The organism is Labrys sp. Lb11 (assembly GCF_057554225.1).
The window spans coordinates 379,023-401,565 of sequence record NZ_BAAJOT010000001.1 but is presented as its reverse complement, the minus strand read 5'-3'; the positions used below and the strand labels follow the sequence as shown (position 1 = coordinate 401,565).

24 protein-coding genes are annotated in these 22,543 nt (G+C 69.2%); 9 read left to right on the top strand and 15 right to left on the bottom strand.

What is annotated here, in order from left to right; all coding sequences use genetic code 11:
• The first annotated feature begins 9 nt into the window (after window positions 1-9).
• The gene (locus tag AC27L4_RS01905) at window positions 10-1,014 is read left to right on the top strand and encodes a substrate-binding domain-containing protein (RefSeq protein WP_487140256.1); all 1,005 of its coding nucleotides are present in this window, start codon (window positions 10-12) and stop codon (window positions 1,012-1,014) included.
• A 52-nt stretch (window positions 1,015-1,066) separates the two neighbouring features.
• On the opposite strand, the gene AC27L4_RS01900 is transcribed toward AC27L4_RS01905, so the two are convergent.
• The 3 genes from AC27L4_RS01900 to AC27L4_RS01890 form a co-directional block, all read right to left on the bottom strand.
• Window positions 1,067-1,888 carry a L,D-transpeptidase gene (locus AC27L4_RS01900; protein WP_487140255.1) on the bottom strand — a complete coding sequence of 274 codons (822 nt, stop codon included), beginning with the start codon at window positions 1,886-1,888 and terminating at the stop codon, window positions 1,067-1,069.
• A 365-nt stretch (window positions 1,889-2,253) separates the two neighbouring features.
• Window positions 2,254-2,841 (bottom strand): Dps family protein, encoded by a 588-nt coding sequence (locus tag AC27L4_RS01895; RefSeq protein WP_487140254.1) that lies wholly within the window; start codon window positions 2,839-2,841, stop codon window positions 2,254-2,256.
• Between the two features lie 176 nt (window positions 2,842-3,017).
• On the bottom strand, window positions 3,018-3,722 hold the full coding sequence (locus AC27L4_RS01890) for a TetR/AcrR family transcriptional regulator (RefSeq protein WP_487140253.1): 705 nt from the start codon (window positions 3,720-3,722) through the stop codon (window positions 3,018-3,020).
• Between the two features lie 73 nt (window positions 3,723-3,795).
• Between AC27L4_RS01890 and AC27L4_RS01885 the strand changes: the two genes are divergently transcribed.
• Window positions 3,796-5,088, top strand: coding sequence for an MFS transporter (locus AC27L4_RS01885; RefSeq protein WP_487140252.1), 1,293 nt, complete (start codon window positions 3,796-3,798; stop codon window positions 5,086-5,088).
• Window positions 5,089-5,098: 10 nt separating this feature from the next.
• Here AC27L4_RS01885 and AC27L4_RS01880 read toward each other — a convergent pair whose 3' ends face one another.
• The 5 genes from AC27L4_RS01880 to AC27L4_RS01860 are packed head-to-tail and all read right to left on the bottom strand — an operon-like array spanning window position 5,099 to window position 9,925.
• The gene (locus AC27L4_RS01880; protein ID WP_487140251.1) at window positions 5,099-6,004 is read right to left on the bottom strand and encodes an ROK family protein; all 906 of its coding nucleotides are present in this window, start codon (window positions 6,002-6,004) and stop codon (window positions 5,099-5,101) included.
• The gene (locus AC27L4_RS01875) at window positions 6,001-6,807 is read right to left on the bottom strand and encodes an alpha/beta fold hydrolase (protein WP_487140250.1); all 807 of its coding nucleotides are present in this window, start codon (window positions 6,805-6,807) and stop codon (window positions 6,001-6,003) included. Before AC27L4_RS01875 ends, AC27L4_RS01880 begins: the two co-directional genes overlap by 4 nt.
• On the bottom strand, window positions 6,804-7,640 hold the full coding sequence (locus AC27L4_RS01870; RefSeq protein ID WP_487140249.1) for a sugar phosphate isomerase/epimerase family protein: 837 nt from the start codon (window positions 7,638-7,640) through the stop codon (window positions 6,804-6,806). Before AC27L4_RS01870 ends, AC27L4_RS01875 begins: the two co-directional genes overlap by 4 nt.
• Window positions 7,640-8,716, bottom strand: a complete 1,077-nt coding sequence (locus AC27L4_RS01865) for a Gfo/Idh/MocA family protein (protein WP_487140248.1) — start codon at window positions 8,714-8,716, stop codon at window positions 7,640-7,642. Before AC27L4_RS01865 ends, AC27L4_RS01870 begins: the two co-directional genes overlap by 1 nt.
• Window positions 8,717-8,746: 30 nt before the next feature.
• Complete coding sequence (locus AC27L4_RS01860; RefSeq protein ID WP_487140247.1) at window positions 8,747-9,925, bottom strand: ROK family transcriptional regulator; 1,179 nt, start codon at window positions 9,923-9,925, stop codon at window positions 8,747-8,749.
• A 174-nt stretch (window positions 9,926-10,099) separates the two neighbouring features.
• Here AC27L4_RS01860 and AC27L4_RS01855 point away from each other — a divergent pair, with 174 nt between their 5' ends.
• The 3 genes from AC27L4_RS01855 to AC27L4_RS01845 all read left to right on the top strand — a co-directional run bounded on the left by AC27L4_RS01855 (window position 10,100) and on the right by AC27L4_RS01845 (window position 12,952).
• Window positions 10,100-10,843, top strand: a complete 744-nt coding sequence (locus tag AC27L4_RS01855; protein WP_487140246.1) for an ATP-binding cassette domain-containing protein — start codon at window positions 10,100-10,102, stop codon at window positions 10,841-10,843.
• Between the two features lie 60 nt (window positions 10,844-10,903).
• Complete coding sequence (locus tag AC27L4_RS01850) at window positions 10,904-11,884, top strand: ABC transporter permease (protein ID WP_487140945.1); 981 nt, start codon at window positions 10,904-10,906, stop codon at window positions 11,882-11,884.
• Window positions 11,885-11,947: 63 nt separating this feature from the next.
• The gene (locus tag AC27L4_RS01845; RefSeq protein WP_487140245.1) at window positions 11,948-12,952 is read left to right on the top strand and encodes a sugar-binding protein; all 1,005 of its coding nucleotides are present in this window, start codon (window positions 11,948-11,950) and stop codon (window positions 12,950-12,952) included.
• Between the two features lie 49 nt (window positions 12,953-13,001).
• Here AC27L4_RS01845 and AC27L4_RS01840 read toward each other — a convergent pair whose 3' ends face one another.
• Genes AC27L4_RS01840 through AC27L4_RS01830 form a run of 3 tightly spaced genes read right to left on the bottom strand, consistent with a single transcriptional unit; the run spans window position 13,002 to window position 14,262 of the window.
• Complete coding sequence (locus tag AC27L4_RS01840) at window positions 13,002-13,463, bottom strand: SRPBCC family protein (protein ID WP_487140244.1); 462 nt, start codon at window positions 13,461-13,463, stop codon at window positions 13,002-13,004.
• Between the two features lie 3 nt (window positions 13,464-13,466).
• Window positions 13,467-13,946: an SRPBCC family protein gene (locus AC27L4_RS01835; RefSeq protein WP_487140243.1), complete on the bottom strand. Its 480-nt coding sequence runs from the start codon at window positions 13,944-13,946 to the stop codon at window positions 13,467-13,469.
• Complete coding sequence (locus AC27L4_RS01830; protein WP_487140944.1) at window positions 13,939-14,262, bottom strand: ArsR/SmtB family transcription factor; 324 nt, start codon at window positions 14,260-14,262, stop codon at window positions 13,939-13,941. Before AC27L4_RS01830 ends, AC27L4_RS01835 begins: the two co-directional genes overlap by 8 nt.
• Window positions 14,263-14,372: 110 nt before the next feature.
• On the opposite strand from AC27L4_RS01830, the gene AC27L4_RS01825 reads away from it, so the two are divergent.
• Both AC27L4_RS01825 and AC27L4_RS01820 read left to right on the top strand, forming a co-directional pair.
• Window positions 14,373-16,046 (top strand): thiamine pyrophosphate-binding protein, encoded by a 1,674-nt coding sequence (locus AC27L4_RS01825; RefSeq protein ID WP_487140242.1) that lies wholly within the window; start codon window positions 14,373-14,375, stop codon window positions 16,044-16,046.
• Between the two features lie 107 nt (window positions 16,047-16,153).
• Window positions 16,154-16,405: a type II toxin-antitoxin system Phd/YefM family antitoxin gene (locus tag AC27L4_RS01820; protein WP_487140241.1), complete on the top strand. Its 252-nt coding sequence runs from the start codon at window positions 16,154-16,156 to the stop codon at window positions 16,403-16,405.
• A 2-nt stretch (window positions 16,406-16,407) separates the two neighbouring features.
• On the opposite strand, the gene AC27L4_RS01815 is transcribed toward AC27L4_RS01820, so the two are convergent.
• Window positions 16,408-17,094 carry a Crp/Fnr family transcriptional regulator gene (locus tag AC27L4_RS01815; RefSeq protein ID WP_487140240.1) on the bottom strand — a complete coding sequence of 229 codons (687 nt, stop codon included), beginning with the start codon at window positions 17,092-17,094 and terminating at the stop codon, window positions 16,408-16,410.
• 152 nt (window positions 17,095-17,246) lie between these two features.
• Here AC27L4_RS01815 and AC27L4_RS01810 point away from each other — a divergent pair, with 152 nt between their 5' ends.
• Both AC27L4_RS01810 and AC27L4_RS01805 read left to right on the top strand, forming a co-directional pair.
• Window positions 17,247-18,452: a D-alanine--D-alanine ligase gene (locus AC27L4_RS01810; RefSeq protein ID WP_487140239.1), complete on the top strand. Its 1,206-nt coding sequence runs from the start codon at window positions 17,247-17,249 to the stop codon at window positions 18,450-18,452.
• A 121-nt stretch (window positions 18,453-18,573) separates the two neighbouring features.
• Complete coding sequence (locus tag AC27L4_RS01805) at window positions 18,574-18,990, top strand: nuclear transport factor 2 family protein (RefSeq protein WP_487140238.1); 417 nt, start codon at window positions 18,574-18,576, stop codon at window positions 18,988-18,990.
• 174 nt (window positions 18,991-19,164) lie between these two features.
• Here the strand turns inward: AC27L4_RS01805 and groL are convergent, their stop codons facing one another.
• From groL to AC27L4_RS01790, 3 genes are all read right to left on the bottom strand, one after another.
• Window positions 19,165-20,808, bottom strand: coding sequence for a chaperonin GroEL (groL, locus tag AC27L4_RS01800; protein WP_487140237.1), 1,644 nt, complete (start codon window positions 20,806-20,808; stop codon window positions 19,165-19,167).
• A 48-nt stretch (window positions 20,809-20,856) separates the two neighbouring features.
• Window positions 20,857-21,171: a co-chaperone GroES gene (gene groES / locus AC27L4_RS01795; RefSeq protein WP_487140236.1), complete on the bottom strand. Its 315-nt coding sequence runs from the start codon at window positions 21,169-21,171 to the stop codon at window positions 20,857-20,859.
• A gap of 203 nt (window positions 21,172-21,374) precedes the next feature.
• Window positions 21,375-22,526: an MFS transporter gene (locus AC27L4_RS01790; protein ID WP_487140235.1), complete on the bottom strand. Its 1,152-nt coding sequence runs from the start codon at window positions 22,524-22,526 to the stop codon at window positions 21,375-21,377.
• Window positions 22,527-22,543: the final 17 nt, after the last annotated feature.

The window sequence follows — 22,543 nt, the reverse complement described above, 5'->3', positions numbered from 1 at the left end:
GAGGAAACCATGCCCAGGAAATCGCTGCTGCTCGGGCTCTCGCTCGGGCTCGCTCTCGCTGGCTCCGTCGCCGCCCAGGCCGCCGACAAGGTCTCGATCGTCTACATCCCCAAGAACACCGGCAATCCCTATTTCGACTCGCTGGTGAAGGGCTTCCAGGACGGCTGCGCCAAGCTGGGCTGCGAGTTCGACACCCAGGCGCCCGCCACCGCCGAGGCGACCTCGCAGATCCCCTTCATCACCGCGCAGACTCAGCGCGGCGTCAACGTGATCGCCATCTCGCCCAACAGCCCCGACGCCCTCAACCAGGTGCTCGACCGCGCCCGTTCGCGCGGCACCCTGGTGCTGGCGGTGAACGGTGACCTCGTCGGCAATCTCGAGCATCGCGATGCCGGCATCCTGCCGGTGGACTTCACCAAGACCGGCCCGAGCCAGGTGGAGCTTCTGGGATCGCAGATCAACTACGAGGGCGAGATCGCCATCCTCTCGGCCACCACCGACGCGCCCGACCAGAACACCTGGATCGCGGCGATGAAGGACGCGCTCGCCAGCAATCCCAAATACGCCAAGATGAAGCTGGTCGAGGTCGCCTATGGCGACGACGACCCGCAGAAATCCACCACCGAGATGGAAGCGCTGATCCAGAAGCACCCCAATCTCCGCGGCGTGATCTCGCCGACCACGGTCGGCGTCGCCGCCGCCGCGCAGGTGCTGCAGACCCAGGGCAAGGCCAAGCAGATCGTCCTGACGGGCCTGGGCACGCCCAACCAGATGCGCCCCTTCATCAAGGACGGCACGCTCAAGTCGATGCAACTGTGGAGCCCCTACAATGAGGGCCTGCTCAGCGCCTATTTCGCCGTCGGCGTGAAGAACGGCACCATCAAGAACGAGGTCGGCGAGACGTTCGAGGTGCCGGGCCTGGGCACGATCACCATCGGCCCGGACCACGTCATCAACACCCAGGCCGACCTGACGACCTTCGATTCCGGCAATATCGACCAGTTCAACTTCTGATCGAAAGGAGGGGAGCGGACGAAACCGCCCGCGCCCCTCCCCTTCCGAAAGCCTACATCACCACGACCCTGGTGCCGATCTTGACGCGCTCATAGAGGTCGATCACGTCCTCGTTGCGCATCCGGATGCAGCCGGAGGACACGGCCTGACCGATGGTCCAGGGCTCGTTCGAGCCGTGGATGCGATAGAGCGTGCTGCCCAGGTACATGGCGCGGGCGCCCAGCGGATTGCGCGGGCCGCCGGCCATGAAGCTCGGCAGGTCGGGGCGACGGCGGCGCATGTCCGCCGGCGGGCGCCAATCCGGCCATTCGGCCTTGCGCGAGATGGCGTTGGTGCCGTTCCATTCGAACCCGGCCCGGCCGACGCCGACGCCGTAGCGCAGGGCCTTGCCGTCCTCCTGCACGAGGTAGAGGAAGCGCTGCGAGGTGTCGATGACGACGGTACCGGGCGCTTCACCGCCACTATAATCGACGGTCTGCTTCATGAACTGCGGCGCCATGCGCGGGCGCTGCGGCCGGACCTCCTCCGCCACGGGCGCCGCGGCATAGGCCAGGCGCCGCTCGGCGGCACCGAGCCTGGCCGCGCGGGGCACGCCATAGGAGGCGGGCTGGTCGATGACATAGGCCGGCGCGCGGCGCGGACGCTGCCGGCGCATCGGCGGCGCCGGCTCGTCGACATCGCCGCCGCTGAACAGGAATTCGATGAATCCTCCGCCGAGGTTGGCGCGCGGCCGCGACACCGGAGCCCGCCCATAGGCCGGCGCGTAGACGACGCGCGGCTCGTCGTATGAGCGCACGCCGCCGGTTGTCTGGGCCGCCGCGCCGCCGAAGGGCACGAGGGCGAAAAGCAGGCAGGCTCCGATCAAAGGCTTCATGGGGCGATCCTGACGCAACAGCTCGGGATGCATAGCAAGGCATCGCCTGCCCGCCGCATCCGTCTCATCCCGGCCATTCAGACGTCGCAAACGCTCCTGAAAGATGAACGAAGCCAGATCATGCCGGCTCGACACGGCTCGGCGGCCAAGTTGCTGGCGGCAGGGTTTACGAGACGTGATCGGGATCCGTCAAAACGTGGAAAACGCCAAGCATCATGGTTAAGAAGCCGCTGCAATCACGGCCCGGCCGAAGCATCGTGGCATGGGAGGACGCGGCCTGCGGACCATCGTCTCCGCCCACGGCTGGGAGGGCTCCCGCGCACCGCGCCGGGAGCCGCAGGCGGCCTCGCCCCGGTGACGGGCCCTCAGCGCCCGCCGGAGCCGCCGCGCGCGGCCTCGAACAGGAACCAGGTCCGCCGCTCGGCCTCGTCGATCCAATTCTCGATCAGGCTGGCTGTGGCGACGTCGCCGTGCTCGTCGCACAGGTCGTGCACCTCGCGCAGGCGCTGGACCATGTCCTTGTTGTCCTCGCGCAGTTCCGCCAGCATGTCGAGCGGGTCGACGAAATCGGCGTCATTGTCCTGCACCCGCTGCAGGCGGGCGATGTGGCCGATGGAGCGGATGGTCGTGCCGCCGATCTTGCGCACGCGCTCGGCCATGTCGTCGGTCGCGGCGAGGATCTGGGCCGCCTGCTCGTCCAGCATGAGGTGATAGTCGCGGAAATGCGGCCCGCTGACGTGCCAGTGGAAGTTCTTGGTCTTGAGGTAGAGCGCGAAGGTGTCGGCGAGCAGCGCGTTCACCGCACCGGCGATATCCTTGACCGCATTGCCGCCGAGGCTTGTCGGAGTGGCGAGCGCCGCCTTGCGCCGGGCCTTCGCGCCCGACAGATCGCCGCCCGCGGCCTCGCCGGCTGCCTTGCCGCCAGTCGATTTGGCGGAACTTCCCTTGGCCATGATCGTCTCCCTGGAACAGCTGCATCTGCCGGATGATCGCCGTCCACCCGGCACGGATCGACGGGCCGGGGCCTTTGCGGCCCTTCCCACCCCTAGTGGTAGGCCGGAACCGCATGCCGATCCAGCCTCCCCGGCCTCCAGCGCGCAATTGCCGGGGCGGATGGACCGTCATGGCTTCAGTCGGAACCGCCGCCGCCCGGCCGAACCATGCCGACCGCTCCCTCAAGCGCGGGACGGTTCGGAAGATGCTGCCTGGGGGGCGCGGGCAGGCTGGCTGCGATCAGCCGGTCGGCATTGGCGCCGAGCGAGGCGGCCGGGCCGTCGGGGCCGAAGATCTGGCCGCTGATATTGGCGCCCTCGAACAGGAGCAGCAGGCCGTCGCCGAGGACGTCGGGATCGACGGCGCCCATCTCGGCCGCCATGGCGCGCAGGCGCCGGCGCAGCTCGCGCTTGTTGGCCTCGCTGACCCGATGGGCCGGATGCGCCGCCTCGGGATATTCGACCACCGCATTGGTCAGGCCGCAGCCGCGATGGCCGGGATTGCCGGCGCGCTGGCCGACCCCGGTGAAGTAGGCGACCACCTGGGCGCGCGGATCGCCGGGATGGGCGGCGACGGCGGCGTCGAACCGGGCCCAGAAGTCCCGCTCATAGCGCTGGAGGTAGGAGGCTGCGAGATCGTCCTTGGAGGCGAAGCTGCGATAGAGACTCGGCTTGGTCACGCCGGCCTGACGGACGATTTCGTCGACGCCGATGGCCCGGATGCCCTGGCTGTAGAACAGGTCGCGGGCAACCCCGAGGATCCTGTCGGCGGCGCGCGGCGTGCCGCTGCCTTGCTCCGCACCCGTCTCCCCTGTCGCAGTCCCCGTCTTCGCGTCGGTCACGCCAATGGCCTCTTGACAATGTAACTGACCGGTACGTACTGATACACACTCCAGATACGTACCGGTTTGTAACATGACCATAGCCCAAACGCGCCCCTTCGGCCAGCGCTACGCTTTCGTGGTGGTCGGCGTGATCTTCGTCGCCCTGCTGGTCGCGGCCGGGCTCCGCTCGGCGCCGTCGGTGATGATGGTGCCGCTCGAAGAGGCCTTCGGCTGGCGGCGCGACGTGATCTCCCTGTCCGCGGCCGTCGGCATCTTCCTCTACGGCCTGGTCGGGCCGTTCGCCGCGGCGCTGATGGAACGGCTCGGTCTGCGCCGCACGCTGCTCGCCGCCATCGCGCTCATGTCGGTCTCGACGGCGCTCAGCCTGCTGATGCGCGAGTCCTGGCAGTTGGTGGCGACCTGGGGCGTCATGTCCGGCCTGGGCTCGGGCGCCGTCGCCAGCGTGCTCGGCGCCACCGTCGCCAACCGCTGGTTCAAGACCAATCGCGGGCTGGTCATGGGCCTGCTCTCGGCCAGCAGCGCTACCGGCATGCTGGTGTTCCTGCCGCTGCTGGCGATGCTGGCCCAGTCGGGCGGCTGGCGTCCGGTGGCGGTGGCGGTCTCGATCGCCTGCGCGGCACTGCTGCCGCTGGTCTATCTCCTGGTGCCGGAGCGGCCTTCCTCGATCGGGCTCACGCGCTACGGCGCCGACTCGGAAGAGCCGGCGCCGCCCGCCCCGCAGGGCAATTTCGTCGTCGCCACGCTCGCGACCCTCGGCCGGGCGGCGCGCATGCGGGCCTTCTGGTACCTGTTCGCGACCTTCTTCGTCTGCGGCTTCACCACCAACGGCCTGGTCGGCACCCACCTCATCGCCTTCTGCGGCGACATGGGCATCCCTGAGGTGCAGGCGGCGGGGCTGCTGGCGGTGATGGGCGTGTTCGACCTCGTCGGCACGACGCTGTCGGGCTGGCTCACCGATCGTTTCGACCCGCGCAAGCTCCTGTGCGTCTACTATGCCGTGCGCGGGCTGTCGCTGATGTTCCTGCCCTATTCCGACTTCTCGGTCGCCGCCCTCGGCATCTTCGCGGTGCTCTACGGCCTCGACTGGATCGCCACCGTGCCGCCGACCCTCAGGCTGAGCAACGAGATCTTCGGCGACCGCAGCGGGCCGCTGGTGTTCGGCTGGATCGTCGCCGGCCACCAGCTCGGCGCGGCGGCGGCAGCCTATTTCGGCGGCACCATGCGCCAGTTGCAGGGCAATTACGAGCTCGCCTTCCTGATCGCCGGCCTCACCGGCATCATGGCCGCCGCCATCTCGATCCTGATCGAGCCGCCGCGGCAGCGCGGAGCGGCGGGCGCCTCCGGCGCGGTCCAGCCGGCGTGAGGCGGCGCGCTCATCCGCGCGCCTCCTGCGCCTCCGCCAGCCCGATGGCGCCCCAGACCGCCGCCTGCCAGCCGAGCCCGGCCCAGCGCAGGTCGAGCGGCTGGATCGTCGCGGGCAACGGCATATGGGCCGCGACGATGCCGGCCAGCGCCTCGCGCGGATAGCCCGCCATCTCGACGACGCCGCCGCCGACCAGCACGACCCTCGGCGAGAGCAGCGCGACCGCCGAGGCAATGGCGAAAGCCTGGTCGCGCACGGCGTCCGCCAGTGCCGCCCGCAGCGCCGGGTTGCCCTCGGCGGCGACGAACACCTCCGCGACGGGCACGCCGTGCGCCTGCGCCAGCGCCGCCAGCGTCCGCCCGGAGGCGTAGACCTCCAGCCGGTCCGGCTCGATGCCCGGCAGGGTGCGCCCGAAGCCGTGCATCGGCATGTGCCCGATCTCGAGCGCCCAGCCGGCGCCGCGGAACACCGCGCCGTCGCCGACATAGGCCGCGCCGATGCCGGTGCCGATATAGACCGCCAGGACATGGCTCTCGCCCCGCACGGCGCCGGCCCGGCATTCGCCGAGGAGCTGCAGCACCACGTCGCGCTCCAGCCGCACCGTCATGCCGAGGGCCCGCGCGAGATCCGAGGCCAATGCCCGTCCGTCCAGTTCCGGCACGTTGGCGGCCCGCAGCACCCGGTCGAAATCCGGGGCGATGAAGCCGGGCACCGTGGCGACCGCCCCGGCCGGCGTCAGTCCCGCCTCGCGGCAGGCCTCGCGCACGATGGCGGCGAGCGCCGTTACCGGATCGGGGCAGCGGATGCGCGCCGTGGCATAGGTGCGCGCGAAGTCGAGCACCCGGCCGCCATCGGCGAAGCCGATCTTGACCGAGGTGCCGCCGATTTCGATGACGACGAGGGTGTCGGCGCTCACGCCAGCCTCCGGAGGAAGCCGGCCAGGGCCTGGCGGAACTCGTGCTCGAAAGCGGGGCGGTCGACCGCCTTGGGCGTGATCTCGGCGAGCTCGGCGCCGGGGATGAGCCCGGCCAGCCGCCGGGCATAGGCCAGGGGGTGGGCAAGGTCGGCGCCGTGGCCGATCACCAGGGTCGGGACGGCGATCCCGGCGATCTCGGCTTCCTCCACCCCCGGGCCATCGGCGGCGATGGCGCGCAGCAGCTCCCCGAAAGCCTTTGGATCGGACCGGCCGAAGAAGCCGATGAGGCTCGCCAGATTGTCCGGCGCCGCCCGGGCGAGCTCCGCCGCCGTCTCGCTCGCCTCGAAGCGGCGGCGCGCCTCGGCCGGCTCGAAGGTGCCGAGCAGTTCGCCGACCAGGCCATAGGGCCGCATATTGGCCGGAGCCGCAGCGGCGACCCAGGCCGGCCGCGCCAGCACCAGCGCCCGGACCAGATCCGGCCGACGCACCGCCAGGCCGAGGCCGATCGCCGCTCCCATCGAGATGCCGCCGACCACCGCCCGCGCGATGCCGAGCCGCGCCGCCAGGGCGGCGAGATCCTCGGCGAAGCCGGCGATGGAGAGCGCCGCCGGCGGACCGAAGGCGGAGCCGCCCTGGCCGCGGCATTCGAGCGTGACGCGCCGCATCGGCGGCTCAGCGGGAAAGACCTGCGCCACCTGCGCCTCGTCGCCGCCGAGGCCGTGCTGGAACAACACCGGCGGACCCGCGCCGGCGTCGCGATAGCGCAGGGCCAGCCCGTCCCGCTCGAACGTCGCAAAGCTCATCGGGCGCCCTCCCCGGCGAGGACAGCCGCCAGGAAGCCGGCGACGCCGGCAGCCTCGACCGCGGCGAGGCCGTGGGTCACCAGCGGGCCGTCGAAGCCCGCCGCCCCGAGGCGGCCGACGAAATGCCGGAAATCGACGACGCCTCGTCCCGCGGTGGCGAAGGAGCCGTCGGGGTTGCGGTCCTTGGCGTGGGCCATGGCGATGTCGCCGGCCAGGAGGTCGACCGCCTGCTCGATCACGGCCCGGCGCTGCTCGGCCGTCGCCACCTCGAACAGGTTGGCGGGGTCGAGGACGATGCGGATGCGCCGGCTGCCGATCTCGTCGATCAGCCGCCGCGCCAGCGCGGCCGAGCTGACCACATTGGCGAGCTCGGGCTCGACGCCGAGGTCGACGCCGAAGCGCTCGGCGATGTCAACCGCTGCCGCCATCTCCGCCAGAAGGTCGCGCCAGGCCTCGGGAGCGGCGTTGCCGGGATGCCAGCGCCACTGGTCGTCGGGATCGCGGGTGCCGGTGCACAGCGTCACCAGGCGCGTGCCCATGGCCGCCGCCGCGCCGCACAGCACCTCGAGCCGGGCGAGGCCGGTGCGGCGCACCGCCGGATCGGGGTGGATCATGTTGTAGGTGCCGGAGACGGCGGCGATGCCGACGCCGGTCTCCCGTGCGGCCGCGCCGACGGAAGCGGCGTCGGCCGGCTCGATCCGGTCGGGCATCGAGGGCAGGCCGAGGCAGGCGAGGTTGAACTGCGTTACGGCATAGCCGGCACCGGCGACGGCCCTGAGCGTCGGCAGGGCGCCGACGGCATCGAAGGTCTTGGCGAAGATCCCGAGCTGCATCAGATCACCCCGCTCACATCGGCGAGGGCAACGGCGCAGCCGGCCTCGGCCGAGCGGGCGATCGCCGCCATGGCGCGGACGGAGGCGACGCCGTCCTCGGCCGAGGCGCCCCGCATCGGCGCGCCGTCGAGGATGACCCCGGCAAAGCCCTCCACCTGCCGCCGGTAGAAATGCCCGTCGGCACCGAGCGTGCGGTGCCAGGCGCCATCGGCCTCGCGGAAGATGTCGACGTCGCTGCTCTTATAGTACCAGGGGTTGTAGGTCTTGCCGAGGACGCTGCCGTTCTCGCCGTAGATCTGGAAGCCCTCGTGCCAGTCCATCCGGACGGCGACGGTGAGGTCGAGATGGCCGACCGTGCCATCGGCGAAATGCACGACCACGAACCAGCAATAGGCGCCGAAGCGCTCGGTGAGGCGGGCGTCCACCGCCTCGATCGGCCCGGCGAGGTGGCGGGCGGTGTCGACGAGGTGGCTGCCATGGGCCAGCATGTAATAGCGGCGCAGATCCGCCTTCGGGTTGACGGCCGGCTTGCGGGCGCTGGCGCTGGTGATGATCAGCGGCTGGACCGCATCGGTCATGGCATAGCGATGGGTGTTGTCGCAGTACCAGCCTTTGTAGGCCAGCAGCGTACCCATCTCGGTGTCGATGAAGGCCTTGGCCGCCTCGATGCCGGCATCGAAACGTTTCATGTGGCCGACCTGGACGAGCCGTCCCGTCGCCTCGGCCACCGCCTTCAGCTCCTCCGCCTCTTCGACGCCGACGCCGACCGGCTTCTCGCACAGCACGTGCTTGCCGGCCCGCAGCGCCTGGATCGAGGCCTGGACGTGGAAGGTGTCCGACGTGGCGATGATCACCGCGTCGAGCGCGGGATCCTCGAGCATGGCCTGGTAGTCGGCATAGGCCTTCTCGGGCGCGAAGGTCGCGGCCATGCGCTCGCGCAGATCGTCGGCGACGTCGCAAATGGCATAGAGATCGGCGTTGCGCGCCTTGGCGCAGGCCTCGAAATGGGCCGCCTGGGCGATCGGCCCACAGCCCAGAACCCCGATCCTGAGCCTCTTCTCATCCTTGCGTGGCATCGACAATCTCCTTTGGGTCCGGGTGGAACCTCAGACCTCGAACTGGTCGTCCATGGACAGCATCTGCTGGTGCAGCAGGCAGGCCGCCCCCAGGGCCGGGCCGCTGGTGCGGATCGGCGAGGTCTCGATCGCCGGCATGGGGTACCCTGCGACCAGCGCGGCCTCGACCTCGCGCCGGACACCGGCTGCGACGAAGGGGAAGGCAGCGCTCACCGAGCCGCCGAGGATCACCTTCTGCGGCTGCAGCGTGCAGATCAGCACCGAGAGGCCGCGGGCGAGCCAGCGGGCCCAGTCCGCCACCGCCCGCTGCGCCGCCGGCTCGCCGCCCCCGAGCGCCGCCAGCACCTCCTCCAGCGTGCCGCTGCGGCCGCCGTGGTAACGATGGCGGGCGAGCAGCGCCTCCTTGCCGACATAGGTCTCGAAGCGGCCGGGCTGGCGCCCGTCGAATACGTAGCCCTCCTCGCCCAGCCGGATATGGCCGATCTCGCCGGCGCCGCGCAGCCGGCCGCGATAGAGCCGGCCCCTGCTGATGATGCCGCCGCCGACCCCGCTTTCGATCAGCACCACCAGGGAGTCGGAGACTTCGTCCTCGGCGCGCCGGTAGGTCTCGGCCACGGCGAAGGCGTTGGCGTCGTTTTCGAGGAGCATGGGCAGGCCGGCGCCGAGCCGTTCGCCGAGAGGGCCGGCCAGATCGACGCCGTGCCAGCCGAGGATCGGGGCATGGTAGGTCGCCTGGTCGGCGGCGAGGAATCCCGGCACGGCGACGCTGACGCCGCGGGCCTGCGATCCGGCGGGGAGGGCCGCCAGCACACGGCCGATCAGGTCGGCCGTGAGGTCGACGGCGGTCCGCGGATCGCAGCCGGCCCCCTGGAACGGGGCCGCCACCTCGCAGCGGCACTCGGCTGCGAGGTCGATCGCCAGGGCGGTGATGCGGTCGACGCCGATATCGGCGCCGATGAAGAAGGCCCCATCGCCGCGGATCTCGACCATGATGCCGGGGCGGCCGACGCGGGCGGCCGCGTCCGCGCCGTCCTCCTGTCGCTCACGCAGCAGGCCGTCGTCGATCAGGCTCTGCACCAGGCTGCCGGTGGTGGAACGGGTAAGGTTGAGGGCACGCGCCAAGTCGGCCCGGCTCATCCCGCCGGCACGGAACACGGCGGCCAGGGCGCGGGTTTCGTTGAACTGGCGGAGGGCCTGAATCGTCGTCAAGACCGGCGGTCCAATTTGTATTGGACAAAAACTAATTATGGATCATGATTGCGTCAAGTCGCTCGACGACTGCTTGGAAATTTCACACGCCTCCAGTGATTACCCCATTGACGGCGAAACCATACCGACCTTAGTTTTCCAAGAAAACAAATTGAACCGTAGGGATGGAGCATCATGGCGCTGCTGGCGCGTCTCGAGCACATCGTGAAGGATTTCGGCGCCATCCGCGCGCTGGACGACGTCTCGATCGACATCCACAAGGGCGAGGTGTTGGGCCTGATGGGCGACAACGGCGCCGGCAAGTCGACGCTGGTCAAGACCATCGCCGGCAACTTCCAGCCCACCTCCGGCACCTTCACCATGGACGGCCAGCCGGTGGCGTTCACCGGCCCGGCGGATGCGCGCCGCCACGGCATCGAGGTCGTCTATCAGGATCTGGCGCTCTGCAACAATCTGACGGCCGCGGCCAATGTCTTCCTCGGCCGCGAACTGATGACCCGGATGGGGCCTATCCGGGTGCTCGACCATCGCCGCATGAACCTGCGTGCCGCCGAGCTGTTCGGCGAGCTGAAGTCCGAGACCCGTCCGGCCGACCTGGTCAACCGCATGTCGGGCGGCCAGCGCCAGGCCGTCGCCATCGCCCGCACGCGGCTGGCGCAGTCGAAGATCGTGCTGATGGACGAGCCGACCGCCGCCATCAGCGTGCGGCAGGTGGCCGAGGTGCTGGCGCTGATCCGGCGCATGAAGGAGCAGGGCCTGTCGGTCATCCTGATCAGCCACCGCATGCCCGACGTGTTCGAGGTTTGCGACCGCGTCGTCGTCATGCGGCGCGGGCGCAAGGTGGCGGACAAGTCGATCGCCGAAACCAGCCCTGAAGAGGTCACCGGCCTCATCACCGGCGCCATCCGCTCCGCCTGACGCCCCCTTTCCGATCCAACGCCGGAGAAGTCCGTGTCCTCTCCCAACGAAGCCCCGGGCATGCATGTGGACCTGCTGCGCGTGCCGCACCGCTCGCTCGGCGCCCGCCTGCTCGGCGCCCAGGAAACCTGGATCGCCCTCGCCATCCTGGCCCTCGGCCTCGTCGTCTCGCTGATCTCGGCCAAGTTCGCCACGCCCGGCAACCTGCTCAACGTCTTCCAGAACGCCTGCTTCATCGGGCTGATGGCGCTGGGCATGACACCGGTCATCATCAGCGGCGGCATCGACATCTCGGTCGGCTCGATCCTGGGCCTGTGCGGCGTCACCTACGGCATGCTGCTCAACGCCGACATGCCGCTCGGCGCCGGCATCGCCGCGACGCTGGCGCTCGGCGCGCTGTGCGGCGGCTTCAACGGCGCGGTCGTGGCCTATCTCAAGCTGCCGCCCTTCGTGGTCACGCTGGCGACGCTGTCGATCGGCCGCAGCCTGGCGCTGGTCGTCACCAACAACGAGGTGTTCTACACCTTCGGCCAGGCCGGCGACGCGATGATCGCGCTCGGCGGCGGCTATACGTTCGGCCTGCCCAACGTGGTCTACGCCCTTGTCGCGGGCGTCCTCCTGCTGCACTTCCTGCTCCGGATGACGCGCTGGGGCCGCTATGTCTTCGCCATCGGCGGCAACGAGGACGCGGCACGCCTGGCCGGCATCCCGGTCGACCTCATCAAGATCTCGGCCTACGCCTTCGGCGGCTTGATGGCCGGCGTCACCGCCGTGTTCCTTGTCGGCTGGCTCGGCGCCGTCACCAACGCCATCGGCACCGGCTACGAGCTGCAGGTGATTGCCGCCACGGTGATCGGCGGCGCGAGCCTCACCGGCGGCTTCGGCACGGCGCTCGGCGCCGCCATCGGCGCGGTGCTGGTCGAGGTCATCCGCAACGCCCTGCTGATCGCAGGCGTCAACCCATTCTGGCAGGGCACGTTCGTGGGAAGCTTCATTCTCGCGGCCGTGCTGCTGGAGAGAATCCGCTCGATGAAACGCTAGGGCGGGACGTGGCCGCGCCGACATGGCGAACGGCCAAGAGCAGGACTGCAACGGAGGAAACCCATGTCACTGATCGCACGCCTCGGAACCGGCCTGTCGCTGGCCTGCCTGGCAGTCGGCCTCGCCGCCGCGCCGGCCAGCGCCGCCGAGCGCGAGTTCGCCCTCGTGTTCAAGGTGCTCAACAACGCCTTCAGCCCGCCGATCGACCATGGCTGCAAGGCCGCCGCCAAGGAGCTCGGCGACGTCAAGTGCACCTATATCGGCCCGACCGAATATGACGAGGCCAAGCAGGTGCAGCTCGCCCAGGACGTGATCACCCGCGGCGTCGACGGGCTCGGCATCTCGGCCGGCAACCCCAAGGCCATGGCTCGCATCCTCAAGATGGCCAAGGACAAGGGCATCCCGGTCGTCACCTTCGACACCGACGTGCTGCCGGAGGACGCCGGGCTGCGCTCGACCTATATCGGCACCGACAATTACGAGTTCGGCATCGCCCTGGCCCAGAAGGTCCTGGCGCACAAGAAGGGCGGCACGGTCTGCATCCAGTCCGGCGCTCCGGCCTCGGAAAACCTCAAGGCGCGCGTGCAGGGCATCCGCGACACGCTCGCCGGCGCCCCGAAGGACAAGCCGGTCGAGCGCCTGACCGGCCAGAACGGCTGGACGGAACCGGCCGGCTGCCCCGTCTACAACAATGACGACATCACCCTCGCCGCCCAGCAGGTGCGCGACGTGATGACGAACAATCCGACGCTCGACGCCTTCGTCGCCGTCGGCGGCTGGGCCCAGTACGCCCCGCAGGCCTATACCCAGGCCATGGAGCCCCTGAAGGCGCGCCTCGACAGCAAGGAGCTGGTCGTGGTGTTCGGCGACAATTTCGGACCGCAGCTGCCGCTGCTGGCCAAGGGTCTCAGCCACTACAATATCGGCCAGCGCCCCTACGACATGGGCTTCCAGACCATCAAGGCGCTGGACGACCTGACCAAGGGCAAGACCCTGCCGCCGATGATCATCACCGGCACCGAGGTCTGCACCCCGGAGAACGCCCTGACCACCTGCGGCAAGAACTGACCGCGGCCCCGACGCCGGCGCCTGCGGGCGCCGGCGCTCATGGGTGACGTCACAGGCCTTCCGGCCAGCGGTCGGTGCCTTCCAACTGGCTGCCGGTCTCCAGGAGGCTCTTCAGGCTTGCCAGGATACCCGGCCAGCCGCCGGACACCGCCGCGATGAACTGCGACGGCGAACGGTCGATCTCATGGGTGACCGTGAGCTTGACCGTGCCACCGTCCGGCTCCAGCACGAAGGTGCAGCGCGAATAGCCCTCCTCCCGCAGCTCAGGCACGAACTCGTTGCGCCAGCGCAACACGAGGCGCCGCGGCCGGTCGACCTCCACCACCTCGCCGCTGTCGCCGACGCGCCCGTCCGGGATCATCAGCTTCCAGGAGGCTCCCGGCTGCCAGGTCGTGTCGTGCCGGCAGCCCGACCAGTAGCGGCGGGTGAAGTCCGGGCTGGTCAGCCCCTCCCAGAGCCGCTCGGGCGTGGTGCGGATATAGGTGACGTAGACGAAGCGGTCGCCGGCCATGGCTCAATCCTCCTTCGGGGGATGCGGGACTGCGATGTTCAGCGGCTTGCCGGTCTCGAGCAGGGACTTGAGGCCGGAGAGGATGATCGGCCAGCCGCTCCGCCCGCCCTCAAGCAGATGGACGGGAATGGGCGTGGGGTGGGCTTCGGTCATGGTGAGGCGGACCACACCCTCGCCCGCCGGCGCGATCTCATAGGTGACGATCGATTCCGGCAGATCGGGATAGTCGGCGTTTCCCGGAACCTTCCATCCGAGCACGAGCTTTCGGGGCGGGTCGCTCTCGATCACCGTCCCGGTCACGTCGGCGCGCCCGTCCGGCGCGCGCAGGAGCCAGGGCGAGCCGACGCGCCAGTCGGAATCGACCGTGCGCCCGAAGAAATAGCGGCTGGTGAAGCTGCTCGAGGTCAGCCCCGCCCACACCGCCTCGGGCGCGGCGGCGATGTAGATCACATAAACCGTGCTTTCCGTCGTCAGCTCAGCCATCGGGTGCTCCTTCGAGCCTGCGCTTGAGATCGGCGAGAGCGTCCAGGCGCCCCCGCTCATATTTGCCGATCCAACGGTCGGCGATCTCATGGATCGGCACCGGATTGAGGTAGTGCAGCTTCTCCCGTCCCCGCCGGACCGTCGTCACCAGGCTCGCCTCCTCCAGGATCGCGAGGTGCTTGGTCACGGCCTGGCGCGTCACGGCATGCCCCGCGCACAGCTCGCCGAGGGTCTGCCCGTTGCGGGCATGGAGGCTGTCCAGCAGGCGCCGCCTGGCCGGGTCGGCAAGGGCCTTGAAGACCACGTCCATGCTCATGGCGATGATAATAGGCAACCATTTGGTTGCATGTCAACCCGTCGCCGTTTCCCGCTTGCGCGGCACTGCCGCCTGTCCGTATGACGGACCTGTGCCGCGGAGCCCTTGCCATGACCGAGCCCAAGTCTAGAACCGGCGGACGCCTGATCGTCGACGCGCTGTTGGCGCAAGGCGTCGACACTGTGTTCTGCGTGCCGGGCGAGAGCTACCTGGCCGTGCTGGACGCCCTGCATGATGCCGCCATCGCCGTCACCGTCTGCCGCCAGGAAGGCGGCGCAGCGATGATGGCCGAGGCCGCCGGCAAGCTGACCGGCCGGCCCGGCATCGCCATGGTGACCCGCGGCCCGGGCGCCACCAACGCTTCGCACGGCATCCACATCGCCCAGCAGGATTCGACGCCGATGATCCTGTTCATCGGCCAGGTCGAGCGCGGCATGCGCGAACGCGAGGCCTTCCAGGAGGTCGACTACAAGGCCTTCTTCGGCTCGATGGCGAAATGGGTGGTCGAGATCGACCGTGCCGACCGCATCCCCGAGTTGGTGACGCGCGCTTTCCGCGTCGCCATGCAGGGCCGACCGGGTCCGGTGGTGATCGCCCTGCCCGAGGACGTGCTGGCCGAGGAGGCCACGGCCGCGGACGCGGCGCGGGTCGAACCGGTCGAGACCTCACCGGGCGAAGCCGAGATGTTGCGCCTGCAGAGACTGCTGCACGAGGCTGAAAAGCCGCTGGTCGTGGTCGGCGGCTCGGGCTGGTCGGAACCGTCGGTGGCGGCGATGGTGCGCTTTGCCGAGCGCTTCGACCTGCCGGTCGCCACTTCGTTCCGGCGACAGATGCTGTTCCCGGCCGACCATCGCAACTATGCCGGCGATGTCGGCATCGGCCCCAATCCGCGGCTCGCCGCACGTGTCAAGCAGGCGGATCTCCTGATCCTGGCGGGCGGGCGCATGTCCGAGATGCCGTCCTCGTCCTATACGCTGATCGACATCCCGACGCCGCGCCAGACCCTGGTGCATGTGCACGCCGGCGCCGAGGAGCTCGGCCGCGTCTACCAGCCGGCCCTGGCCATCCATGCCACGCCGCGCGCCTTCGCGGCGGCGCTGGAGCGGCTGCAGCCGCCGTCCGCGCCGCGCTGGAGCGAGCACACGCGCGCCGCCAATGCCGATTTCCATGGCTGGACCGACGAGCCGGCCGGCATCCCCGGCGCCTTCCAGTACGGCGCGGCTCTGCGCTGGCTGCGCGACCGCCTGCCCGAGGACGCCATCATCTGCAACGGCGCCGGCAACTACGCCATCTGGGTGCAGCGCTATCTGCGCTTCCGCCGCTACGCCACCCAGCTCGCCCCGACCTCGGGCTCGATGGGCTACGGCATGCCGGCGGCGGTGGCGGCCAAGACGCTCCATCGCGACCGCATGGTGGTGTGTTTTGCCGGCGACGGCTGCTTCCTGATGAACGGCCAGGAGTTCGCTACGGCCGTGCAATACGACCTGCCGATCATCGTCGTGGTGGTCGACAACGGCATGTACGGCACCATCCGCATGCACCAGGAGAGGACCTTCCCGGGCCGTGTCTCGGCGACGGTGCTGAAGAACCCCGACTTCCGCGCCTATGCCGAGGCCTTCGGCGGCCATGGCGAGCGGGTGGAGACCACGGCCGAGTTCGGCCCGGCCTTCGAGCGCGCCGTCGCCTCCGGCAAGCCGGCGATCCTGCATTGTCGGCTCGACCCGGAAGCGATCACGCCCGCCGCGACGCTGAGCGGGCTGCGCGAGGCGGCGCTGAAGGGCTGAGCATCGACCGATCTCCCCATCCAGCCTCGATTCGTGGCGACGGTTTTCTCCGTGTTCGAGGCCGGGCGGCCCATATGTGACTATCGGTTGTCATAGGGAACAATCCCGTGAAGGAAATCCGGCTCAAGGACGCGAAGGCGACGCTTTCCGCCGTGGTCGATCGGGCCGTGGCCGGCGAGCCGACCATCGTCTTCCGTCATGGCCGCAAGGACGCCGTGCTCGTTTCCTTTGAGGAATGGGAGTGGATTTCGAAGGTTCCGAGCTTCGCCGACCTGCTGCTGGCGTTTCCCGGCGACCCCGCAGACATTCCCGAACGACCGCGCAAGCCCGCCCGCGCCTTGAGCGGCGAGAGCCTCTGAATCTAATCCGACAGCGCCGCCGAGATGCGCTTGTTGAGCTCGTCCGGGTTGACCAGCACCAGCGCGCCGCGATTCTTGGCCACCAGCCCTTCCTTCTCCAGGGCCGAGAGCTCGCGCGACACCGCCTCGCGACGGCAGCCGATGCGGGCGGCGAGGTCGTGGTGGAAGGGCGGCGGCGACACCACCCGCTGGCCCTGCTGGCCGGCGCGCGGCTGCGACAGGCGGATCAGCTCGGCATAGAGCCGATGCTTGGTCTGCAGGAAGGAATGCTCGGCCAGGCGGGTGTTGAGGAAGCGGATACGAGCGGCCAGGATCGCCAGGATCTGCCGGCACACCGCGGGCGAATGGGTGACGAGCTCCATGAACACGGTGCCCGACATGATGCACATCTGCGAACGGTTGAGCGCCGTGACGTTGGCGGAGCGCCCGACGCCGTCGATCGCCGACAATTCGCCGAAGAACTGGCCGCCGGTCATCTCGTTGAGGATGACCTCCTTGCCGGTGATGGTGCGATAGAGCACGCGCACCTGGCCGGACAGGATGAAATAGACGTCGTTGGAATTGTCGTCATAGTCGATGACGAGTTCGTTCTCCTCGAACTTGGCCCAGCGCACGCGGCCGTCATAGGCCTTGAGCGTCGCGGCATCCAGCGACTTGAACAGGGGGATCATCGAGAGCGTGTTCGACATGGGCCATCCGCCGGGCGAGCGGCGGCCCCCCGCGCCCCCCCTCCTCTCATCGTGCGACAAGGCACGGCCGCAAGCAAGGCTTGGCGTTTGCCTCGTCATCTTGTGCACCTTAGTTTGCTCGGGACGAATCGCTTTGTGCCCAGGGAAACATCATGGCGAAGACGCGCGTGGCGGTGCTGTTCGGCGGGCGTTCGCCCGAGCATGACGTGTCCGTGGTGTCCGGTCTGCAGGCGCTGAACGCGCTCGACACGGCCAAGTACGACGCATTCCCCGTCTACATCGCCACGGACGGCGCCTGGCTCATCGGCGAGGCCCTGCGCAACCGGGCCAACTATATCCCCGACGAAGCCACCAGGGCCGCGCTCACGCGCGTCGACCTCGACCTCAGTGCCGGCAAGGGCGTGCTGATGCCGCGGATCAAGCCCAGGCTCTTCGCCAAGAAGCCCGAGCCGATCGGCTTCGACGTCGCCCTGCTCGCCTTCCACGGCAGCATCGGCGAGGACGGCGCGATCCAGGGCGTGTTCGAGACCGCCAACGTCCCCTATACCGGCATGCGCCTCCTTGCCTCGGCGGTGATGATGGACAAGGCGATCACCAAGCGCGCCATCGCCGGACGCGGCATCGGCGTCCTGGTCGACGCGGTGGTCGAACGCCCCGCCACCGGCCTCGTCCCCGACAAGGCGGTGCTGGAGGCGGCCCTGCAGAACATCGCCTTCCCTGTGATCGTCAAGCCGGCCCATCTCGGCTCCTCGATCGGCGTCGCCAAGGCGGACGACCTGGAGACGGTGCGCAGCGTCCTGCCGGGCATCTTCAAGTTCGACACCACGGCGATCATCGAGCCCTTCGTCGCCAACCTGGTCGAGTATAACGTCGCGGTCAGCCGGCTCGGCGGCGAGGTCAGGACCTCGGCGATCGAGCGGCCGAAGCGGGCGACCGAACTCTTGGACTTCAAGACCAAGTACATGTCCGGCGGCGGCTCGAAGAAGACCGGCACCAAGCAGCCCGGCGCCTCGAGCCAGGGCATGCTGTCCCTGACGCGCGACATCAACCCGGAGCTTCCGGCCGAGCTGGAGCGCAAGATCCGCAGCTGGGCGAGCGAGGCCTATGTCGCCGTCGGCGGAACGGGCGCGCCGCGCATCGACTTCCTGTCGAACGAGGCGACCGGTGAAGTCTGGCTCAACGAGGTCAACCCCTGCCCCGGCTCCTTCGGTTATTTCCTCTGGGAGGCGGCGGAAAAGCCCGTGCTGTTCACCGCTCTGCTCGACCACCTCATCGAGGAAGCTCGCCTGCGTCACCGCGCTGCGCAGTTGCCGAGCGACCCGACGCCGACCGACGCGCGCCTGTTCAAGCGCCCCTGACGCCCGGGGCTCGCCGCGCCGCCCCGCAACCGGGTGGCCGCGCGGCCCTCTCGCGTGTATATTCCGTTGCGGCAACACGCGAGTGGGCTGCCGCAGTCCGGTTTCACGCGAGGGAACGACGATGACTGGGCGGACTCTGATCGAGGAGATGCTGCGCACGAGCTATGCGCTGCGGCGGCGTGAGGATATCGACGGCACGCTGGAAAGCTTCACCGACGACGCCACGTTCCGGCTGGTCGGCAACCCCATGCTGGCACCCCTGACCCGGCCCGTGACCGGGCGGGCGGCCATTCGCGAGCTCCTCGTCCAGCTGGCGCGCGACTGGGACTGGGCCGACTACCACATCACCTCGATCATGGTGGACGGCGACCATGCCGTCGTGCACAGCCGCGGCCGGATGCGCTACACGCCCCGGAACGCGTCGGTCGACACCGAGACGCTCGACCTCATCACTATCCGCGACGGCAAGATCAGCGACTTCCAGCAGTTCTGCGACACCCACATGGCCGCCAGCATGATGCTGGTGCGCGAGGCCTGATCCGCCGCGCCCGACAAAGGCGTCGTTCCGGGAAACAAGGGCTGCAGGCACGACGCCAAAAGAAATCCGGGCACAGCCCTTCGGCCGGCCCGGATGTCCTGATCTCGATGCTCGGCGTGACCACACGGACCGGTTCCCCGGTCCGTGCAAGCCGCGCCGCGAGCGGCGTGGGACTTAGAAGTCCATGCCGCCCATGCCGCCGCCCATGCCGCCCGGAGGAGCAGCCGGAGCCGGAGCCTTCGGGGCTTCGCCGATCATCGCCTCGGTGGTGATGAGGAGCGAGGCGACCGAGGCGGCGTCCTGCAGGGCGGTGCGCACGACCTTGGCCGGGTCGACGATGCCCTTCTCGAGCAGGTCGACATACTCTTCCGACTGGGCGTCGAAGCCGAAGCTCTTGGACTTGTTCTCCAGGATCTTGCCGACGACGATCGAGCCCTCGACACCCGAGTTCTCGCAGATCTGCCGGATCGGAGCTTCGAGAGCCCGCTCGACGATCTTGATGCCGGCGCGGATGTCGGCGTTGTCGGAGGAGACCTTGCCCACAGCGGCCTTGGCACGCAGCAGGGCGACGCCGCCGCCGGGGACGATGCCTTCCTGCACCGCGGCGCGGGTGGCGTTGAGCGCGTCGTCGACGCGATCCTTCTTCTCCTTGACCTCGACCTCGGTCGAGCCGCCGACGCGGATCACCGCGACGCCGCCGGCCAGCTTGGCCAGGCGCTCCTGCAGCTTCTCGCGGTCGTAGTCCGAGGTGGTCTCCTCGATCTGCGCCTTGATCTGCGCGACGCGGCCCTCGATGTCCTTCTTCTTGCCGACGCCGTCGACGATCGTGGTCTTCTCCTTCTCGATCGTCACCTTCTTGGCGCGGCCGAGCATCTGGAGCGTCACGTTCTCGAGCTTGATGCCGAGGTCCTCGGAGATCACCTGGCCACCGGTGAGGATGGCGATGTCCTCGAGCATGGCCTTGCGGCGGTCGCCGAAGCCCGGAGCCTTGACGGCGGCGATCTTGAGGCCGCCGCGCAGCTTGTTGACGACGAGCGTGGCCAGAGCCTCGCCCTCGACGTCCTCGGCGACGATCACCAGCGGCTTGCCGGTCTGGACGACGGCTTCGAGCACCGGCAGCATGGCCTGCAGGCCCGAGAGCTTCTTCTCGTGGATGAGGATGTAGGGGTCCTCGAGGTCCGCGATCATCTTCTCGGCGTTGGTGATGAAGTAGGGCGAGAGGTAGCCGCGGTCGAACTGCATGCCCTCGACGATGTCGACTTCGGTGTCGAGGCTCTTGGCCTCCTCGACCGTGATCACGCCCTCGTTGCCGACCTTCTGCATCGCCTTGGCGATCTCGCCGCCGATGAAGGCGTCGCCGTTGGCCGAGATGGTGCCGACCTGGGCGATCTCGGCGGAGTTGGCGACCTTCTTGGACTGGTCGGCGATGCTCTTGATCGCCGCGGTGACCGCGAGGTCGATGCCGCGCTTCAGATCCATCGGGTTCATGCCGGCGGCCACCGACTTGGCGCCCTCGCGGACGATGGCCTGGGCCAGCACGGTCGCGGTGGTGGTGCCGTCACCGGCGGTGTCGTTGGTCTTCGAGGCCACTTCGCGCACCATCTGGGCGCCCATGTTCTCGAACTTGTCGGCGAGCTCGATCTCCTTGGCGACGGTGACGCCGTCCTTGGTGATGCGGGGAGCGCCGAACGACTTCTCGATCACGACGTTGCGGCCCTTCGGGCCGAGGGTGACCTTGACGGCATTGGCGAGAATGTCGACGCCGCGCAGCATCTTGTCGCGCGCGTCGGACGAGAATTTGACTTCCTTGGCAGCCATATCGCTATTCCTGAAACGGGATTGGAGGACCGAACTCTCAAGAAAGGCTCAAGCAGCCTGCTTCTTGCTTTCGGTGGTGACGAGAACGCCCATGATGTCGGATTCCTTCATGATCAGGTAATCCTCGCCATCGAGCTTGATCTCGGTGCCCGACCACTTGCCGAACAGGACACGGTCGCCGGCCTTGACGTCGAGCGGCTGAAGCTTGCCGGACTCGTCGCGGGCGCCCGGGCCGACGGCGATGACCTTGCCCTCCTGGGGCTTTTCCTTGGCGGTGTCGGGGATGATGATGCCGCCCTTGGACTTCTCCTCGGCATCGACGCGCTGTACGACCACGCGGTCGTGGAGCGGACGGAACTGCATGTGTGTCTTCCTCTTGTGCGGCCGGCGCGGACGCGCCCAGCGTTTCCACATCGAAGGTGTTGTCGGCAATTGCTAGCACTCAGCCTCGGCGAGTGCCAACCAAGCCGAGCCGGATGTAATAATCCCCCCCGCGCGAGTCAAGGCTTGTCGGAGCAACTTGATCGAGCTGCCGCAGCCGGGCCATCGCCGCACGCGGCGCGGCATCAGGCTCGCCGGGCGGCGAGCCGGTCCGACAGCAGGAGATGGGCGAGGGAAAGGGCCGCCACGCCTGCGGCGGCGACGGCGACCGCCGGCCAGCCGCCTTCGCGCAGGGCGAAGCCGCCGATCGCCGAGCCAACGGCGACGCCGAGATAGATGGCCGAAGCATTGAGCGCCAGCATCACCGCCGCGCGGTCCGGCCCGACGGCGACGAGGCGGGTCTGCTGGGGCGTCATGAACGACCAGCCGCTGAGGCTCCACAGCGTCACCGCCGCGCCCATCGCCACGGCGCCGAGCGGGGCGACGGCGATGGTCGGCAGCATGACCAGCTGGACGAGGTTCAGGATGGCCAGCGTCCGCGACGGGCCGATGACATCGGCCGACAGCCCGCCGACGAAATTGCCGAACACGGCGGCGACACCGAACAGCAGGAGATAGACCGTGACGCCATCGCGCTGGAAGCCGTAGCGCTGCTCGATCAGCGGACCGAGATAGGTGTAGACGACATAGACCGCCGCCATCAGCGTGGTGGTGAACAGCACCGCCGCAAGGTAGCGCGGCCTCGCCAGGGTGTCGCCGAGCAGGCGGAGCGAGGCCGGCTGGAACGCCAGCGCCGCCGGCGTCGCCCACCAGACCACGGCCGCAGCGAGGACGGCGAGGACGGCCACCACCGCGAAGGTCGCCTGGAAGCCGTGGGCATAGCCGGCCCAGGCACCGACCGGCACGCCCATCACCTGCGCCAGCGTCAGGCCGGCGAAGACGACGGACAGCTCCGTCGCCCGCCGCTCCGGCGGAGCCAGCGCCACCGTCACCGCCGCGGCGCTGGGGGTGTAGAGGCCGGCGCCGAGGGCGACGAGCACGCGCGACAGTTCCAGCAGGACCAGGCTCGGGGCCAGCGCGCCGAGCCCGACGCCCAGCGCGAACACCGCCAGGCCGCCGGCGAGCACGGCCCGGCGCGGCATGGCCCCGGTCAACGCCGTGGCCAGCGGCGAGCCGAGGCAATAGGCGACGGCGTACCAGGTCATCACCCCGCCGGCTTCGTCCGGCGTGACGCCATAGGCGCGGGCGATGGGCGAGACCAGGCCGATGACCACGAAGGCGCCGAGACCGATGACGAAATTGCCGGCCGAGAGCAGGATGGGGATGCGAATCGGCATGGGCATCGTTCCTGCGG